General features: G+C 70.1%; 15 protein-coding genes. 6 read left to right on the plus strand and 9 right to left on the minus strand.

Going from position 1 to position 18033, the window contains the following annotated elements:
* Positions 1 to 262 precede the first annotated feature (262 nt).
* On the minus strand, positions 263 to 400 hold the full coding sequence (locus AB0J90_RS24025; protein WP_363599285.1) for a hypothetical protein: 138 nt from the start codon (positions 398 to 400) through the stop codon (positions 263 to 265).
* Positions 401 to 432: 32 nt separating this feature from the next.
* Between AB0J90_RS24025 and AB0J90_RS24030 the strand changes: the two genes are divergently transcribed.
* Positions 433 to 1347 (plus strand): sulfite exporter TauE/SafE family protein, encoded by a 915-nt coding sequence (locus AB0J90_RS24030; protein ID WP_363599287.1) that lies wholly within the window; start codon positions 433 to 435, stop codon positions 1345 to 1347.
* A 37-nt stretch (positions 1348 to 1384) separates the two neighbouring features.
* Here the strand turns inward: AB0J90_RS24030 and AB0J90_RS24035 are convergent, their stop codons facing one another.
* Positions 1385 to 2977: a protein kinase gene (locus tag AB0J90_RS24035; protein WP_363599289.1), complete on the minus strand. Its 1593-nt coding sequence runs from the start codon at positions 2975 to 2977 to the stop codon at positions 1385 to 1387.
* Positions 2978 to 3185: 208 nt separating this feature from the next.
* On the opposite strand from AB0J90_RS24035, the gene AB0J90_RS24040 reads away from it, so the two are divergent.
* Positions 3186 to 4172, plus strand: a complete 987-nt coding sequence (locus AB0J90_RS24040; protein WP_363599291.1) for an NAD(P)-dependent alcohol dehydrogenase — start codon at positions 3186 to 3188, stop codon at positions 4170 to 4172.
* Positions 4173 to 4312: 140 nt separating this feature from the next.
* On the opposite strand, the gene AB0J90_RS24045 is transcribed toward AB0J90_RS24040, so the two are convergent.
* The 4 genes from AB0J90_RS24045 to AB0J90_RS24060 all read right to left on the minus strand — a co-directional run bounded on the left by AB0J90_RS24045 (position 4313) and on the right by AB0J90_RS24060 (position 10673).
* Entirely contained in the window at positions 4313 to 5392 is a 1080-nt protein-coding gene (locus tag AB0J90_RS24045; RefSeq protein WP_363599293.1) for an NAD-dependent epimerase/dehydratase family protein, read from the minus strand.
* Between the two features lie 134 nt (positions 5393 to 5526).
* The gene (locus tag AB0J90_RS24050) at positions 5527 to 6699 is read right to left on the minus strand and encodes a hypothetical protein (RefSeq protein WP_363599295.1); all 1173 of its coding nucleotides are present in this window, start codon (positions 6697 to 6699) and stop codon (positions 5527 to 5529) included.
* A 348-nt stretch (positions 6700 to 7047) separates the two neighbouring features.
* Positions 7048 to 9492, minus strand: coding sequence for a tetratricopeptide repeat protein (locus AB0J90_RS24055; RefSeq protein ID WP_363599297.1), 2445 nt, complete (start codon positions 9490 to 9492; stop codon positions 7048 to 7050).
* Between the two features lie 122 nt (positions 9493 to 9614).
* Positions 9615 to 10673 (minus strand): alpha/beta hydrolase, encoded by a 1059-nt coding sequence (locus tag AB0J90_RS24060; protein ID WP_363599299.1) that lies wholly within the window; start codon positions 10671 to 10673, stop codon positions 9615 to 9617.
* Positions 10674 to 10817: 144 nt separating this feature from the next.
* Between AB0J90_RS24060 and AB0J90_RS24065 the strand changes: the two genes are divergently transcribed.
* The 3 genes from AB0J90_RS24065 (at position 10818) to AB0J90_RS24075 (ending at position 13915) form a co-directional block, all read left to right on the plus strand.
* Positions 10818 to 11708, plus strand: a complete 891-nt coding sequence (locus AB0J90_RS24065) for a helix-turn-helix transcriptional regulator (RefSeq protein WP_363599301.1) — start codon at positions 10818 to 10820, stop codon at positions 11706 to 11708.
* 198 nt (positions 11709 to 11906) lie between these two features.
* On the plus strand, positions 11907 to 12842 hold the full coding sequence (locus tag AB0J90_RS24070) for a transporter substrate-binding domain-containing protein (protein WP_363599303.1): 936 nt from the start codon (positions 11907 to 11909) through the stop codon (positions 12840 to 12842).
* The gene (locus AB0J90_RS24075; protein WP_363599305.1) at positions 12839 to 13915 is read left to right on the plus strand and encodes a hypothetical protein; all 1077 of its coding nucleotides are present in this window, start codon (positions 12839 to 12841) and stop codon (positions 13913 to 13915) included. Before AB0J90_RS24070 ends, AB0J90_RS24075 begins: the two co-directional genes overlap by 4 nt.
* A gap of 50 nt (positions 13916 to 13965) precedes the next feature.
* Here AB0J90_RS24075 and AB0J90_RS24080 read toward each other — a convergent pair whose 3' ends face one another.
* Genes AB0J90_RS24080 through AB0J90_RS24090 form a run of 3 tightly spaced genes read right to left on the minus strand, consistent with a single transcriptional unit; the run spans position 13966 to position 15800 of the window.
* Positions 13966 to 14253, minus strand: a complete 288-nt coding sequence (locus tag AB0J90_RS24080) for a hypothetical protein (RefSeq protein ID WP_363599307.1) — start codon at positions 14251 to 14253, stop codon at positions 13966 to 13968.
* A complete protein-coding gene (locus AB0J90_RS24085) occupies positions 14247 to 14579 on the minus strand; it encodes a hypothetical protein (protein WP_363599309.1) in 333 nt (110 codons plus the stop codon). Before AB0J90_RS24085 ends, AB0J90_RS24080 begins: the two co-directional genes overlap by 7 nt.
* A gap of 3 nt (positions 14580 to 14582) precedes the next feature.
* Positions 14583 to 15800, minus strand: a complete 1218-nt coding sequence (locus tag AB0J90_RS24090; protein WP_363599311.1) for a hypothetical protein — start codon at positions 15798 to 15800, stop codon at positions 14583 to 14585.
* A 196-nt stretch (positions 15801 to 15996) separates the two neighbouring features.
* On the opposite strand from AB0J90_RS24090, the gene AB0J90_RS24095 reads away from it, so the two are divergent.
* Positions 15997 to 18009 (plus strand): hypothetical protein, encoded by a 2013-nt coding sequence (locus AB0J90_RS24095; RefSeq protein WP_363599313.1) that lies wholly within the window; start codon positions 15997 to 15999, stop codon positions 18007 to 18009.
* Positions 18010 to 18033 lie beyond the last annotated feature (24 nt).

The raw sequence follows: 18033 nt of genomic DNA on the forward strand, positions 1-18033 counted from the left end.
TGTTAAATACCGACCTACTTTGGTTTCCGAAATGTTACCTGCCACCCAAAAAGAGTGACGTCTATCACTATCTTGTTGCCGATTCGAATTGTGAAAGCACTCTTGTTTGGTCGGTTTGGTTCGCGGAACCATTCCTATCTAGTGAGTATGAAAATGGTTCGGGAGGGCCTCGCCGAATAGGTCTGGGCGCCAGCCGGAGGGAGGTGAATCGGCCCATAAAAGGCCCGCTCGTGGTGCATCCGGCACCGATGGACGACCGTGCCTACACCTGTGCGGCGGCCCCGCCGTGCCCGCGCCGGTCCGGCGCCGCCGGGCGCACGTCGGCGGCAACCGGGTCGGCGAGGCCCGGCCGAGCGCTGCCCTGCCCGCGTACCGAACCCGAGTGCTCCGCTCCCCGCATCCACCTGCCCCCCGACGAACTGGTGGTACCTCATGCGCAAAATCCTCCTGCTGGCCCTGGTCGGTCTCGGCGCGCAACTGGTCGACGGCAGCCTCGGCATGGCCTACGGCGTGACCTCGACGACCCTGCTACTTGCCGTCGGCGCCCATGCCGCCGCGGCATCGGCTACCGTGCACCTCGCCGAGATCGGCACCACGCTCGCCTCCGGCGCCGCCCACTGGCGATTCGGCAACGTCGACGCGAAGGTCGTCGCGCGGATCGGCATCCCGGGCGCGGTCGGCGCCTTCGCCGGGGCGACCTTCCTGTCCAGCCTCTCCACCGACACGGCGGCCCCGATCATGTCGCTGATCCTGCTCACCCTCGGTGGCTATCTCCTGGTCCGCTTCACCACCTTCGGCCTGCCGCAGGGCAACCTGGGCAAGCCGTTGCGCAAGCGGTTCCTCGGGCCGCTGGGCCTACTGGCCGGCTTCGTCGACGCCACTGGCGGCGGCGGCTGGGGACCGATCGGCACCCCGGCGATCCTGGCCAGTGGCAGGCTCGAACCACGCAAGGTCATCGGTTCGATCGACACCAGTGAGTTCCTGGTCGCCATCGCGGCGAGCCTCGGCTTCCTGGTCGGTCTCGGTGCGGAGAACATCAACCTCGGCTGGGTGGCCGCACTGCTGATCGGAGGGGTGGTCGCGGCGCCCATCGCGGCCTGGCTCGTACGCAAGGTCCCGCCCCGAGTGCTCGGCTCGGCGGTCGGCGGCATGATCGTCCTGACCAACAGTCGGACGTTGCTCCGCAGTGACTGGTTCGAAGCGTCGACTACCGTTCGTTACGCCTGTTACACCGTCATCTGCGCGGTATGGGCGGCCGCACTGACCCACTCGATCCGCCAACATCTCGCCGAGCAGCAGCGGCACCCGGTCGCGATCGGCGGTGAGCCGGAGACCCGTTCCAGCTGATCATCGGACGTCGGCTGGTCTTCCCTGGACCGTCGACTCAGCCGCAGTGCTCGAAGGGGCTGTCGTAGCTGGCCCCGCCGGCCGACCCGCCCCACCTGACGCAGGTGCCTGCGGCGTGCGCGCGTACCGGCCCGGCGTAGTACGCGAAGGAGCCGCTGTCGGTGCTGCGGGGTCGGCCCTGTACCTCCAGGTACGCCGACACCGCCGACCCGGTGCCGACCGAGGTGGTCTTCATGGTCACCGTGCAGTTGTAGCCGTTGCCGTTGTTGTAGAGCAGGTAAACCTTCCCGTACTGGGTTCCGTTCGTCCCGGTCAGCGGCGCCGAGTCGACCACCTGGTACCCGCTGCCGCAGACCTCGCCCGGAGTGTGCGGGTTGGCGGCGGCCGGGGCCTGGGTGGTCTTCGCGGAGGGTTTCGGGCCGGCGGCCGTGGTCGGCGCGCTGGTCGGCGGTGCCGTCACCGGGGCACCCGGTTTGCCGGGTGTCACCGGCGGGGGACTCGGCTTGCTGGACGCCGCCTGGGCGGGCACGACCGGCGGGGCCGGGTCGGCACCGAGGGCCGGCGCCTCGACCGGCACGTTCGCCACCGGCTGGGTCGGTGACGGATCCTCGTCGGACGGCCCAGAAAGCAGGGCGACCAGGCCGATCGCCCCGATCACCACGGCCGCCGCAACACCGCCGAGCAGGATGGGGCGTCGCCGCTTGCCGCCGACGGACGCCGCGACCGGTGACGGGTCCGCCCGAGGTGCCGACGGGACGGTGGTCGAGTTGTCGGCAACGCCGATCGGCGTGGGCAGCGGCGCGGTGCCCTGGGCGGCACGGGCGGCGTCGGCGAAGGCGGCGGCGCTCGGGTACCGGTCGGCGGGTGCCTTGGCGAGTGCGCGACTCACCAGGGCGGCCACCGGCGCCGGGATCTCCTCCGGCAGCGCGGGCGGCTCCTCCTGCAGGTGCCGGGTCACCACCTCGATCGGGTTGTCGCCGGTGAACGGCGGCCGTCCGGTCAGGCAGCAGTACGCGACCGCGCCGAGCGCGTAGATGTCGGTCGCCGCCGACACGGGCTGACCGGCGGCCTGCTCGGGGGCCATGTAGTGCGCCGACCCGAGCACCATGTTGGTGGCGGTGATGCTGGTCAGGTTCGCGGACCGGGCCACGCCGAAGTCGACGAGCACCACGCTTCCGTCCGGCTGGACCAGCAGGTTGCTCGGCTTGACGTCGCGGTGCACGATGCCGGCGGTGTGCGCGACGTGCAACGCCTGCGCGGCCTGCGTCACGATCGACATCGCCTGCCCGACGTCGAGCTCGGCGGTTTCCCGAATCCACGTCGACAGTGGTACGCCCTCGATGTACTCCATCACGAGGTAGTCCACCCGCCGACCGTCGACCACCGCGTCCTCGCCGTAGTCGTAGATCTGCACGATGCCCGGGTGGCGCAGCGCGGCCATCATCCGTGCCTCGGTACGGAACCGGGTGATGAACTCCGCGTCGGACACCAGCGCCGGTAGTAGCACCTTGACCGCGACCTTGCGTCTGAGTAGGACATCGGTGCCCAACCAGACATCGCCCATGCCGCCGGTGGCGACGCGTTCGTCCAACTGGTAACGATCACTGAGCACGATCCCCCGAGACAACACCGGGACACGGTACCCGCCGCCGAATTGTCGTTACCCGCACCCGGTGCCGCGACGGGCGGGTGCGGTGCCGTTCGTCCGCAGGTCAGGGGCGAATCCGGGCTCGTCCCCGATGCGCGGCCCGAGGTCCCGCCCTTAGCCTGGTGATCGGGGTCGATGCCTTCGGTCACCGGCCGCAGACCCGCAGATGCTCCGGATCAGGGGAGACGCGATGAAGGCGATCGTCCAGGACCGGTACGGCTCACCCGACGTCCTGGAACTCCAGGAGGTCGACAGGCCGGTGCCTGCCGACAACGAGGTGCTGGTACGGGTGCACGCGGCGTCGGTCAACGCGCGCGACTGGCACATCATGCGCGGGGACCCGTACGTGGCGCGGCTGATGGATCCGAGCGTGTTCGGTCGTGGTGGACCCAAGCTGAGGATCCGGGGCTCGGACTTCGCCGGCCGGGTGGAGTCGGTCGGCCGGGACGTGCGGCGCTTCCGCCCCGGCGACGAGGTGTACGGCGAGGCCGACGGCGCGTTCGCCGAGTACGTGGCCGCCCCGGAGAACGTGGTGGCACTCAAGCCGACCGACCTGACGTTCGAGCAGGCGGCGGCCGTACCGCTGGCCGGGAACACGGCGCTGATGGGCGTGCGTGACGTGGGGCGGGTGCAGCCGGGCCAGCGGGTTCTGGTCAACGGGGCGTCTGGTGGGGTGGGCACGTTCGCCGTACAGCTCGCGAAGTCGTTCGGCGCCGAGGTGACCGGCGTGTGCAGTACGCGCAACGTGGACCTGGTCCGGTCGCTCGGCGCGGATCACGTCGTCGACTACAGCCGTACGGACTTCACCCGCGACGCGACCCCGTACGACGTGGTGTTCGACCTGGTAGGGAACCGTTCCTTGACCGAGTGCCGGCGGGTGCTGGCACCCGGCGGCACCCTCGTCCTCTCCGGCGGAGGCGTCTCCGAGGGCGGCGCTCTTTTCGGGCCGGTCGGTCTGATGATCCGGGCGCAGCTGCTGGACCGGTTCGTCGGCCACCGACTGCTCCTCCTCGCGGCGAAGCAGAGCACGGAGAACCTGTCGACACTCGGCGTGCTCGCCGAATCCGGGGCGGTCGTCCCGATCATCGACCGGACCTTTCCACTGGCCGAGGTGCCCGACGCGATCCGGTACGTCGAGGTCGAGCACGCCCGGGCGAAGGTTGTCGTCACCGTGTGAGAGGGCCGGACCCGGCGGGAGCGGACGCAGGGCTCGATGCGGCCATCGGCCGTAACCACCCACACCCGAGGGCAGCCGTCAACGGCCCACGCCGGAGGGCAGCCGTCAACCGCCCACCACTGACGGGCGTCCGGCAGCCGTCAACCGGCCACCGTGGAGGGCGTCCGGATCGCCGCCGGTGCCCGCAGCTGCGCGGTCGCGAAACCGGCGACGCCCTCGGTGAACCCGATCCGGGCCCGGAACCCGATCAGTTCCGCCGCCCTGGCCGGGTCGGCGACGACGTGCCGTACGTCGGCCGGTCGGCCGCCACCGACCACCATCGGCGTCGGACCGTCCATCGCGGCGGCCAGCTCGTACGCCAACTCCCCGACCGTGTGCGGCTCACCGGAGCAGACGTTCAGCGGCACCAGCCCGTCCGGCGGCGGGGCGGTCAGGGCCAGCAGGTTGGCCCGTGCCACGTCGGCGACGTGGACGAAGTCGCGCCGCTGCCGCCCGTCCTCCAGCACCCGGGGCGCCTGCCCGGCGGCCAGCGCCGACCGGAAGATCGACGCCACCCCGGCGTACGGGGTGTCCCGGGGCATCCTCGGCCCGTAGACGTTGTGGTACCGCAGGGCCCAGACCCCGCCGCCGGTCTGCCGGGCCCAGGCCGCGGCCAGGTGCTCCTGGGCGAGCTTGGTCGCCGCGTACGTGCTGCGCGGTTCCAGTGGCGCGTCCTCCGGCACCAGACCGGGGGCCAGCGCGCTGCCGCAGGTCGGGCAGGTCGGGTCGTACCTGTTCGCGGCGAGGTCGGCCGGGCGTCGGTCAGCCGGCCGGGCCACCCCGTGGACCGCGCAGTGGTACCGGCCCTCGCCGTAGACCACCATCGAACTGGCCAACACCAGCCGACGTACGCCCGCCGCGTGCATCGCCGCGAGCAGGTGGGCGGTGCCGAGGCTGTTGTGGGCGGCGTACTCGGGGGCATCCGAGGGGTCGAGCCCGTGGCCGACCATCGCCGCCTGGTGACACACCGCGTCGACCCTGGACAGCAGCCCGGTCAGCAACCCGCCGTCGCGTACGTCGCCGACGACCAGCCCGTGCCGCCGCGACCAGGGCGGTATCTCCCCGCCGTGGGCCTGGGGCAGCAGCGCGTCCAGGGCCACGACCTCGTGTCCGTCCTCGACGAGCAGGTCGGCGACGTGGGATCCGATGAACCCGGCCGCACCGGTGACGAGTATCCGCATTCCGGTCACCGTATGGCCCGCTCGGCGTCCCTGTCCCGCGATCGACCCAAGCCGGCCCCCGGCGGTCTGGCTCGACACGGGTGCCCGGACCCCTGCCCGATCCGGGCACCCGTTGCGCGCGGAAAGCTACCCGCTCACCTGATCATGGTGATCGACGTGTCGAAGCCGACCCGGACCGGGTTGGTCGTCGGGAACGAGAAGACCTCTCCGGCCCACGGCGGTGGCCCCGGCGGCGGGGGAATCGGGCGCCGCCACCACCAGAAGAACCACCACCAGATGTTGTTGCCGCACCAGGCCACGTACACGTAGTCGTCGACGACGGTGAGCGAGATCGGACCGCCGGGACGGGCGATTCCCGGCTGGCTGGCCACCGCCGGCTCGATCCATCCGCCGGCGAGGTTGGTCGCCACCCGGATCGCGCCGTCGGCGCCCGCGAAGAAGACGCTCGTCTGGCCGGTGGTGAACTGCGCCGCGGCGAGGCGGGCGCCGACCGGTGCCGCGCCGACACCCGAGATGGCCACCGGCTCCCACGGATCCGGTAGGGCTCCGGCCGCGAAGTTGACCCGCCAGAGCCGACCGTCGAGACCGGTGAAGAACGCGGTCACCGCGGCGGCGGAGGCCGCGGCGACGCCGCCACCGGGCGGCGCCAGGCCGGGCGGGCTGGCCGGGACCGTCGCCCAGGTGCTGGTGCCGGTCCGCCAGACCGACTGGAGCCCGCCGTCCGCGCCGACGAACAGGGCGCCCGGCACGTTGCCCTGCCGGGTCGCGGAGACGACCGCGCCCGGCGGGGCGATCCCGGTCGCGGAGATCCGTCGTGGTCCGGCTCCCGGCAGTACGCGTTGCAGATACGACGCGCCGTAGAGCGCCCCGTCGTTGCCGACGAAGAACGCGTGTACGCCGTCCGATGTGCTGACCGCGCTCACCTGTCCGCCCGGCGGTGCCAGGCCGCCGGATCCGTCGTTGAAGATCCTGAATCCGGAACTGCCGGAGCTGGTGGTGCCGACGACGAGTGCCCCCTGGGTGCCGATGACGAACGTGGCGACGTTCCCGTCGGGTTGGCGTACTGCGCTGACGCCGGCTCCGGGTGGCGCGATCACCGCGGTGCTGACCGGGCCGGACGATCCCGACGATGCTCCCGTCGAGGCCGGGTAGAGGCGGCCGTCCGCGCCGATGGTGAAACCGACGAGTTGCGACGGCGCGATCTGCGCGGCTTGCCCGGGTGGGGCTCCGAGCGGTGCGACGGCGGTGGCCACCGCAACGCCGACCGCCACCGCGATGCGCAAGCGTCTGGTGTGGTTCTGGCTCACGGAATTCCCTTCGTTTCGGGTGCGAACCCTCGGACCACAGGTTCCCCACCGGATCGCCTCGGTGGCGAGAATTCAGCGAAAGTGCCAGCCATTCGTGAATTGCTATGCGAAGCCATTGACGAATGGTCCTGTGGAGTGTCATGCCGTAAACGCAGGACCCACAAATCCCTGGTAGCAGTCCATATGATCTTCCGAGGTGTACCTATTCCGGATCCCGCCCGGACACCCGCACCCGAATAGCTGCCGCGAGCTGCTCTTATTGTTCCGGTGCTGCTTCCGGTGTCCGGGAATCGGCCGGACACCGATTTCGTACGCCATGCTGGTAGCGGATTTCCCGGCGGTGTGGGGTCAAGACGATCCGTCGGTTTCGGGGCGAAGTTTCGTCCACACCTGCGCGGCATCCGGATGGCCGAGCCGGTCGAGGATGTCGGCGGCCCGACGCCAGGCGGCGCCGGCCCGCTCGGCTTCGCCCGCACCATGGTGGGTGTCGCCGAGATGCGTCAGCGTGGTGGCTTCGAAGTAGCGCTCCCCGGCCTCCTGCCACAACGCGAGCGCGTGCTCGTAGCAGTCGACGGCTTCCCGGTGGTGCCCGAGATGGTGGTGCGCATAGCCGAGGCTGTCCCAGGTGTGGGCCTGCCAGTACCGGTTGCCCGTCCGCTGTTGTTCGGCGAGGGCCCGTTCGCAGTAACCGAGCGCCCGCCGGTGGTCGCCGAGCTGGATGTGGTACCAGCCGATGTTGTTCAGCGCGTTCGCCGCGCCGTGCGCGTGACCGGCGCCCTCGAACAGGTCGAAGGCCCGTTGTGCCTGGTCGAGCGCCTGCCGGTAGTCGCCCTGGCGCTCGGCCAGGATGCCGAGGTTCAGCCGCGTACGGGCACTGCCGACGTCGTCGCCGAGTTGGCCGTACAGGTCCAGGGACTGCTGCAGGTGGGCACCGGCCTCGGCGTAGCTCCCCAGGCGCAGGCAGGCCACCGCACGGTTACGGTGGACGCGGGCCTGGCCGAGTCGATCACCGGACCGGGTGGCGGCCTCCAGGGCGAGCTGCTGTACGCCGGACTGGTCCTGCCACGCCCCCAGCCGGTCCAGATAGGTGTTCAGCGTGCAGGCCAGCTGCCAGGCGTGGGTTTCGAACCCGGTGGCGGCGGCCAGCGCGGTAGCGGCGAGCAGCGCCCGATGCTCGGTGCCGAGACAGGCCCACGCATGCTCCCGGTCGCGTAACTCGACCGTTGCCACCCCGTCGTGCACGGCCGGCAGGTCGATCGAGTCACGATGGTGGTAGAGCAGCAGGTCCGCGCCGTGCGCGGTGTGCAGGTAATGATCGAACAGCCGGGTCAGGGCCGCCTCCCGCTCTCGATCGGGAGCGTCCGCCTCGAACTGCTCCAGCGCGTACGCACGCAGGAGGTCGTGCAGCGCGTACCGCCCGGGCAGCGGCTCGGCCAGCAGGTTCGCCCGGGTCAGATCGGCCAGCGGTGCCCGTACGTCCGCGACCGGAAGGCCGGCGAGGCTGGCCGCCGCTGGGACGGACACGTCCGGGCCGGGGTGTAACCCGAGCAGCCGGAACAGCCTTGCGCTGACCGGGTCCAGCCCACGGTAGGACCAGGAGAAGACCGCCCGAACGTCGGCACCCGCCTCGCCACCGGTGAAGCCGTCGAGGCTGCCCCGTCTGTCTTCCAGTTCGTCGGCCAGCCGGCCGAGCCCGAAGTCCGGATGGGTGGCCGCCCGCGCGGCCACGATGGACAGCGCCAGCGGCAGCCCCGCCGAAGACGCGACGATCCGGTCCACCGCCTCCGCCTCCCGGGCCACCCGCGCGGCGCCGAGGCGGCGCGACAGCAACTCCCGCGACTCCGCCGCCGGCAGCAGGTCCAGGACCAGCGGATGCGCACCCTCGGCGGCGACGAGCCCCGGTAGCTGGTTGCGACTCGTCACCACCACCAGACAGCCGGACGAACCGGGCAGCAACGGCCGTACCTGGTCGGCGTCACGGGCGTTGTCCAGCAGCACGAGCATCCTGCGCCCCACGAGCAGGCTCCGATAGAGCGCCGCCTGTGCGGTGAGCCCCACCGGAACGCGCTCCGCGGGCACACCGAGGGCCTCCAGGAAACCCCGTGTCGCCTCGGCCGGACTCATGATCGGCAAGGTGGCGTCGAAACCGCGCAGGTTGACGTAGAGCTGCCCGTCCGGAAATCGGTCGGCGACCCGGTGCGCCCAGTGCAGCGCAAGGGCGGTCTTGCCGACCCCCGCCGTCCCGCCGATCGCGGAGATCAGCACCGCCCCGGGCGCGTCGGCCGCCTCCGCGAGCAGGTCGGACAGGGCGGCGACCTGCGGCTCCCGTCCCGCGAAGTGCCGTACCGCCGCCGGCAACTGCCGGGGGACCAGCCGGTCGCGCCCTGTGCTCCCGAGTTCCGGGGCGGCCGGCTGTTCGGCGCGCGCGGCCCGGCGACCCAGCTCGGTGTGCGCCGCGCCACTGAGCCGCTCAGCCGCACGGACGCCGTCGGCGGCCCGCAGCAACCGCCAGTGCTCGGCATCCCACCGGCCCAGGTCGGACAGTTCGGCCGGCAGCGGTACGCCGACCTGCTCGGCGTGGGCGGAGCAGGCACTCACGTACGCGGCCACGAAGTGCCATTCCGGCAGTGACTTGGCATTGAGCTTGTCGCTGAGGGTGGAGCGGGCGAGCGGCTGGTGCAACCGGGTGGCGACCGCGACCAGTTCGTTCAGCGACGGCGCACCGGCGAGTTGCCGCAGCCGCTTGAGTTCGTCGACGAAGTGGAGCAGCGCCTCCCGGCCGGCTTCCCCCATACCGCACCTACCTCCGGCACCCGGTTCCGATCTTCGAAAGCCCCACCCAGGGTAGCCGGACGAACTCACGCTGATCGATGCCAGTTGCCTTGGGTGTTCGACCCGGCCCATCGCCTGAGGCGTCACAGGTGGCGTACGTGGGCGAGCAGCGCGCCGAGAAACTGTTCCGGTTGGGTGAACGCGGCGAAGTGGCTGGCGTTGCCGATCAGCACCAGCGCCTTCGTCGACGCCTGCACCTGGGCGTAGTAATCCTGCGCCAGGGTGGTCAGGGTCAGCACGTCGGTTTCGCCCTGGAAGATGAAGAACGGTACGTCGAACCGGGTACCGTAACGCCGTGCGTCGTACGACATGAACTGCTCGAACAGCGCCCGCTGCGAGTACGTGAAACCCGACGCGAGGTGGACGACGTCGCGCAGGGTGTGAGCGGGTGAGGTCAGCGCGAGCGGGAACAGCAGCTTGGTGACGGCGTTCGGTTCGACCGGATCGGTCTTCATGGTCCAGTTCATCTTCCTGCCCCAGGTCGCCAGGTCCCACCGCGACGGATCCGGGTCGATCCGTTCCAGAATCGCGACCGCCCTGGTGTTGCCGGCACGGCGCAACCGGTCGAGGGTCAACCCGAGCCCCTGCGACTCGTTGCGGGCCATGTCCACGTAGTGGTCGGTGCCGACGTAGGCGCTGAACAGGTCGGGCCGGCGCTGGACCAGTGGGACCCCGACCAGGGTGCCCATCGAGCCGGCCAGCAGGATCACCTTGTCTTTCTGCAGGTGCCGGCGGAGGAACTCGACCACCTCGATCCCGTCGGACACCATCCGCTCGAACGTCATCTCGCCGCTGCCCGACCTGCCGTTACGACCCAGGGTCTTGCCCGCGCCGCGACGGTCCCAGTGCACCACCGTGAAATGCTTCTCCCACGGGCGCAGCAGCGGTGTGAACACCGAGTACGGCGACCCCGGCCCGCCGTGGACCACCAGCAGCACCGGGTTCTCCCGGTCCTCGCCACGGATGCCGATCCACTGGTCGATCCCGCCGATCCGGACGAACCGCTCCTCGACGATGCCGTCGGGAGTGTCGATCGTCAGCTTCCTGGCGATCCGGCGCCGCAGCACCGTACGGTAAACCAGGCCCCCGACGACGGGTACGACGACAGCGGCGGCGGCGCAGGCCAGAACGGTTCCGATCATTTCCGCTCCCAGGATCGTGGTCTGTGCAGCCATCGTTGGTCCGGAAGCGGGCCGGGCCCAGGGTGCGGTTCCCACCCCGGTTCACGGTTCATAGGTCTGGCAGGACCAGGCTCGCACCACGGGGACGAGTCGATACTGGACGGCATGGACCCTCGTGCGGAATTGAGCGAGTTCCTACGGTCCCGCCGCGCACGGCTGCGGCCCGAGGACACCGGACTGCCGGTCTTCGGTGGCCGGCGCCGGGTGCCGGGGCTGCGCCGTGAGGAGCTGGCCCAGCTAGCCGGGGTCAGCGTCGACTACTACGTACGCCTGGAGCAGGGCCGGCTGGGCAACGTCTCCGAGTCGATCCTGAACGCCGTCGCGGTCGCGCTGCGCCTGGACGACGCCGAGCGTACGCACCTGTACGACCTCGCCCGGCCGGTGCGGCGGCAACGGCCGCCACAGCGGCAGGGTGGTGGCCGGGAGCAGGTCCGCCCGAGCCAACAGTGGCTGCTCGACGCCCTGTACGAGGTCCCGGCGTACATCCTCGGCCGGCGGCTGGACGTCATCGCCTGGAACGACCAGGCCAGCGCCCTGCTCTCGGTCGACCTCGACGCGCTCGGCCCCGAGGAGCGCAACATGGCCCGGCTGATCTTCCTGGACGACTCGGCCCGCGACCTGTGGGGCAACTGGACGCAGAAGGCCCGGGACACCCTGGGCGGCCTGCGGATGCACGCCGGCCAATACCCGGACGACCCGCTGATGGCGCAACTCGTCGGCGAACTGTCGTTGCGGAGTACGGAGTTCCGGCAGTGGTGGGCGGATCACGACGTGTGGGTCAAGCCGCACGGCACCATGCACTTCCACCATCCGGTCGTCGGCGAGTTCAGCCTCGCCTACGAGGCGCTCGCGGTGCCGGACGCGCCCGAGCAGACCCTGGTCACGTACACCGCGCAGCCGGGCTCGGCCGCCCACACCGCCCTGCGCCTGCTCGCCACCTGGCACGCCGACTCCCGCGACCCGGTCAAGACCCCGCCGATGTCCGACCCTTCCTGACGCTCCGACAAAACACATGACAAAGCGCACCCGCCGGCAAGTCTCGGGTAGCGGAGTAGAACCAGACCGCAAGTCAGCAGAATCCCGGCTGCGACCAGCCTGACCAACTTTGTGAACGTCTGGTGACCGATCGTGCGCGGCGTCGATACGCTGACTGCTTCCGCGCACTCACTCCAGCTTCGAGTTGAGGACGGGCAGATGAACCCGACGTCCGCGCCACCCCGTTACCGGTCCCTGGCCACCAGCGTCGCGGTGGTCCTCACACTGGCCCTCGCCGCGGCGGCCGGCTGCCAGAGTCAGCAGGACCCCAAGCTTCAGTCGGTGCAGGAGAAGCTGAAGCAGACCCACATCTACCAGCAGGGCAAGCTGCGGATCGGGGTGGCCGGCACCGAGCCGCTGATGGGTGAGGTGGACAACGGCGTCTACAAGGGATTCGACATCGAGGTTGCCCGGTACATCGCGGCGTCGTTGGGGTACTCCGCCGAGGACATCGAGTTCAAGGCGGTCGAGACCGAGAACCGCATTCCCAGCCTGCAGGGTGGCGACGTCGACCTGGTGGTGTCGAGCTTCTCCATCACCGAGGAGCGCGAAAAGCTGGTCAGCTTCGCCGGCCCGTACTTCGTCACCACCCAGGAAGTGCTTATCCCGGTGACCATGAAGGGGAAGATCCAGACCATCGAGGACCTGCGCAATCCCGCGTACCGGATCTGCACCAGCGGCGGCTCGACCAGCGAGGAAGAGCTGGAGCGGCACAAGGTCTCTCCCCTTGTGGTGATGACGACCAACGACTGCGTCACCGGCATCCGGGCCGGCCGGTACGACGCGATGAGTTCCGACGAGACCATCCTCGCCGGGTTCATGTCCCGCTATCCGAAGGAGTTCGAGATCGTGGGTATGCCGTTCGGTACCAGCGAACGGCTGGGCATCGGCGTACCGATCACCGACCCGGCGCTGCGGGACCTGGTCGCCTACTTCCTGCAGAAGAGCTACCTGGCCGGCCGCAACGGCGGCAGCAGCCCGTGGCGGACGGCGTACAACAAGACCTTGGGACCCTGGCTGGGCGCCGACCGGAATCAGCCGGCGCCGGAGAAGGTGCCGGACCTCATCGACTTCGACGAGCGGTCGCCACGATGACCCGCGCAGTCTCAGACCTACCGGTGGCCGGTGACCCAGCGACGGACGCCGCGACGGCGACGGCCGGACCCCCGACCGGACTGCCGCGGGATGACGCCGAACGCCGCGCGCGGGCCAGCCAGTCCTTCTGGGCGGTGGCGGTCGGCGCACCCGCAATCTTCTCGGTACTGCGTCTCGGCGTCGAAGCCGGTGGCGAGTTGCAGACCACCTTGCTGCTGGTCGCCAACGTCGGGCCGGTCAACCTGGTCGCAGCATTCGTCACGACCGCCACCCGGCTGGTGTCCACCGCGCTGGTCGCCGTCTTCGCGATCGGAGCGGTGCTCGCGGTCAGCGCCGACCACGACCCGAACGGGCGACTCGGCCGGCGCCGGCCGATCTTCGCCCGCTGGGCCGACGTCGCACCGGTCTGGTTCGTGATCGCCTGCTTCGGTCTGGCGCTGGTCACGTGGCAGGTCCTCTACCTGCCACTGCTCCTGCCGGCGCTCGCCGCCACGTTTCAGCTCGATCCGGTACGCCTGATCGAGCACCGGATAACCCGGGTGTTGGTCATCGGGGCGGGACTGCTGGCGTACTCCTGGTTGGTGTTCCCGACCACATGGAACGCCCTCGAACAGGGCGAGTACGTCGTGGCGTTGCTCTTCACCGTCCCACCACTGGTCGCACTGTTCGTCGCCGGCCCGATCCTGCCCATGATCGCCCGGCCGCTCGCGTCCGTCGGTCAGGCTGCGGCGCTGGTCATGCTGGTCTGGGCGGCGGTGCCGGTGATCACGACGCCGGTGCTGCCGCTCACCGTCACGACCGTCGAGAACACCGGGGGCGGGGACGAGGACATCCGTGGTCACGTGATCAGCGTGGACGACGTGAACGTGGTGATCCTCCAGGAGCGCGGCGGGGTGCGGTACGTCCCGGTCGACCGGGTTGCGTCGCAGGTGCTGTGCCCCACCGAGGAGGAACTACCCCGCTACCGGCTGCGGGTACGCGACTTCCACATCGAGGACTCGCTGCTGGTCGGCCTCGGCCGGTTCGTACGCCCCTCGGCCCCGATCGACGCGGCCTGCCGAATCATCCCGTGATCGGGGTTTTGGTCCACTGTCGGAAAACGCTGGGCTTCGCCCGCTCGCGGCTACTGAACCTCGCGGCGGAGAACGGCCAGGCCGCAGGTCAGCAGGATCCCGAGAGCGACCAGCCCGATCCGTAGCCAGGGGACGTCCCGGGCGGGCCTGACGCCGATCGAGATCGCAACACCGACGTTCACGATGACGACCAGGCAGATGACTATGCTCAGCGCCCGGAAGGCCACGCCGTGGTCCGACCACCATGCCCAGGTGCCGAACAGAGCGGGGGCGACCAGCAGCAGGCTCAAGCCGATCAGGGGAAGGGCGATCCTCCAGCGCATCCGGACGCTCAGCACTGACCACCCTCCTTGTCGGGGCCCTCGCCACGGTTACCCGCCGTGTCGGCCGACGGCTGCTCGTCGGCATCCCGGAGTTGCTGTGCCTGTCGTTCGACCTGGGCCCGCTCGGTTGGCGTCAGCTCGTTGCGCCTGTTCAGGGCCTCGGTGAACGCTTCACCGAGCGCGCCGCCGTGCCAGGAGTGGGTGACCGCGGTGCGCAGGTCGGCATCCCCGGCGAGGACGGTACGGGCCAGTGATCCGAGCGGGTCGTCCCCGGAGCGAGTCCGGGCGAGCCGGGCCAGGACAGCGCGGGCGAGCGGTTGCTGGGTGATGTCCTCTGTCATGGCCTATCCCTGATAGCCGGCGGGGTGTTGGTAAGGCTTCAGGTCGGGTATCGAGGCGACCTCGAGGCCAGCGTCGATCATCGCAATCGAACCCGCGATGCCCTTGAAGGTGGCCTCGGCGGTCCCGTAGACGTTCGAGATCTCCCGGTATAGGTCGTACGCCTGCCAGGTGTAATACGCGGCGACGCCGTAACCGGCGACGGCTCCGATGCCGGTCTCGATCGTCGCCGTGCCGATCACCGCCGCCAAGTTCACGATGATAAGGACGTCGATCAGTTCGCTGATCAGGCCGCTGACGACGGAGAAGAACTGTTTGGCCGCCTCGGCCGCCTGTAGGTAGAGGTCGGCGTACCGGTCGCAGGCGGGGTGCAACGCCATCGTGGCGGCACCGAGTGCGAACTGGAATTCCTGCTCGGCCTCTGCGGCGTTGCCCCGCCAGACGCTGGGCACCTCCGCTGCGCCGGTGGTCAGGTTACGACCGAGATCGTGCATCGTGTTGCCGATGATCCGCCAGGCTGCGGCGCAGTGCACGTACGAGTTCCAGTCGCCGCTGAAAGCTTTGGCCCAGCCTTCGAACGGGTCGTGGTCGAAGAGCCAGACGCTGACCTGGCGCAGCCAGGCCGCCGGGCTGATCAGGTCCGTCATCGGGTTGATCTGCCACATCTCGATGCCGGTCGCGTAGTTGGGCGGCACCAGGTGCCGGGCCGGCTGCGCGACGTCGGAGAAGAGTGACCGTTGCGGAGCCGGCCACAGATCCGGGCGGCCGGTAGCCGACGTTCCCCGCACCATGTCCGGATCCGCAGCACTCGGATAGCCCTGATCGATTCGCGCGACGGCGTTGTGGTCGGATGTCGCGTAGTCCCGCTGGGCAAGATTGATCTGGGTGGCTGCGCTACTGGTCAGGCTCTGCAGCCGTGCCAGGGCACTCGTCATCGCCTCGTACGCCTCGGAGTGCGGCCCGCCGAGATAGAACAGCAGGCCCTCCTCGTCGAACTCCATCTGACAATGTGTATTCGTGTACCGCAATGTCTCTTCGGCGTCGCCGGATGCTCGGTGGAGCAGGTTGTAGAGCCCGTTGAGACCGGCTGGATCCACATAGAAGCCGCTCATGTTCCCCCGTCGAACGTCGGTCGGCACCTCGCGGCACAGTAATAGCCGACGATCACGACAGTCAACGGCCCGTCGCCTTCGGTAACCGATCCGACAGGACGAGCGCGCCATCGCTGACCGGGCAGGCGGTGCGGGCGATTGTCCCGCCCGGTCGGGACTGCCGTCACTGGTGAACCGGGACGGCCCTCCGGTGTCCTTCTACTCGGCACAGATCGAGGGAAGGGGTCCAGTTGCGGTACAGACCAGGGACCGTAGGCAGCATCGCGTCCGTCCTCACGACGACGACCGGGCGCGGGGGGTGGACGTGGTGAGGGACGGCTTCCTGCTGTTTCCGTTCTCCCCGGCCGACCAGGGGAGGATCGACGCCGCGTCGATCGGGGTCACGGACGTCGGCTTCGCGTCGGCGCCGGTTGCCGGACAGCCGTACCCGCAGGCGATGCGGCTGGCGTTCCGGATGACCGCCGGCAGCCCCGTACCGCAGGTCCGGCCGCTCTTTCCGGGGCAACTGCGGTTCATTGCCGATCCTGCGGCTCCGGGGGTCACCCCAGCGCCCGACGACGTCGAGTTCACCGGGACCGCGTACGCCAATTGGCGCACCCTCGGCATGCTCCGGCTGACGGTGGACCCGGAAGCCGCCCGGGCGCTGGGTGAACTCGACCCGGATCTGGTTGTGCTGCCGAACGTCGTCTGGTACGGGCCCGTACGCATCTCCCAGGAGTTCCTGTTCAGCACCCTGCGTACGGGGCTGCGCGCGGAACGGTTGGGCGGCACTCCGTCCATCCCGCCGAGCGATCCGCGCTGGGCCAAGCACGCGGTGGCGGCGTTCCTCGCCGGACGGTACGAGCCGACCATCAGGGCCGGCGCCACAGCGGCCACCGACGACCGGATCGCGCATCCGATGCCGACGGTGCATCCGACCGGCGCGCAGCACGACGTCACGCTGCTGGTGAGCGCGGCGATCCGACAATCGCCGAAGGACGGGCTGCGGGAGCGGTTCAACGTACTCAGCGCGGGTGTGGCCGAGGACGACCCGGCGCACAGCGCCAACGGTGCCGTACCCGCCCGGCACGTGTACCGGGTGCTGCGTCCGCATCTGACGGACGCCGCCGCCGGTACCGCCGTACCCGATGCGGTGCTGGCCACCGGCGGGTCCACGCCGGTCTACCACGCGCTGCGCTGCACCCGCGCCTGGCAGCCGGTGGCCGAGTGTTCGGTCCACTTTCCGGCGCAGCGGATCTCCGTCGCCGATCCGGCGGGCAATCCGCTGGCCGTCCAACGCCTTCCGGCCCACGGTGTCTTCTTCTGGTCGTACCCCGCCGACGCACCCGTACGGGATCTGCGGGTTTCGATCGCCGGGGGGATGCGCTGGATCGACGGGGCGACCGCCGACGTGTGGCGGCAGCCGGCGGGTACGGTGGCGCTCGCGTACGACCTAACCGTCACGCCGTCGCCGCATCTGCAACTGCGTCTTCCGATGGGCGAGGCGATGCTGGCCGAGCCGCGGGACAGTCCGGGCGGCGGCAGGTGCACGTACATGTCGATGCGACGGTCGGTGCGGGCGCTGACCGACAACCGGATCTGCGGCGGACGGCTGAACTTCGGCCGGGGCGTCACCGGGCCGGGGACCCGCCAGCTCATGGACGACGCCTGGGCCGGCACTCCAGCACATGCCGGAATCCTGCGCAACAACCAGCCGCTGCCGAACCTCGCGCCGGACATCGGCGCGCCACGACTGGTCCCGGTGCTGCGGGCTTTCTTCCCGGACGAGGTTCCGGCCCAGGAGATCGGCGGCAGCACGCACCGCGCGACCGCCTACGACGGCGGTGAGATGGCGTACCGGCTCTGGCAGACGATCATGGGTTCGTTCCATGCGGAGGGGACCAAGCGCAACTTCCCGCCGGCGGTGATCGGACGCGGTGGGCCGGGGGTGCTCGTCGCGACCGGGCTCGCCGCCGGGTTCCACCTCGACCCGGTACGCCGAGCAGGCGAGGCCGACAGCGTCTACTTCGACCGGATCGTGGGCCTCGCCACCGCTGGGCTCCATCCCGGTGCCCTGCTCCAGTTCTGGCATTTCGACACCGACTTCGAGGGCATCAAGGCCACCCAGACCAGCGCGAACCCCCACCCGATGCAGGGGTACGGGCACTCGCTGGTGTTCGCCGGGTACGAGCGGAACAGCGCCGGGGCGATCACCGGACTGCGAACCATCGACCAGTTCGGCGAGGACGTCCAGCCGATCACGGGCGCCGCGGGCTCACGGCTCATCACGTGGGGCGGGGATGACCAGCAGATCTGGGTCGCCGCCAACTGGGAGGAGTGAGCGGATGTACCAGCCACCTGCCGG

It is taken from the genome of Micromonospora sp. NPDC049523 (genome assembly GCF_040676775.1).
Classification (GTDB): Bacteria; Actinomycetota; Actinomycetes; order Mycobacteriales; family Micromonosporaceae; genus Micromonospora_G.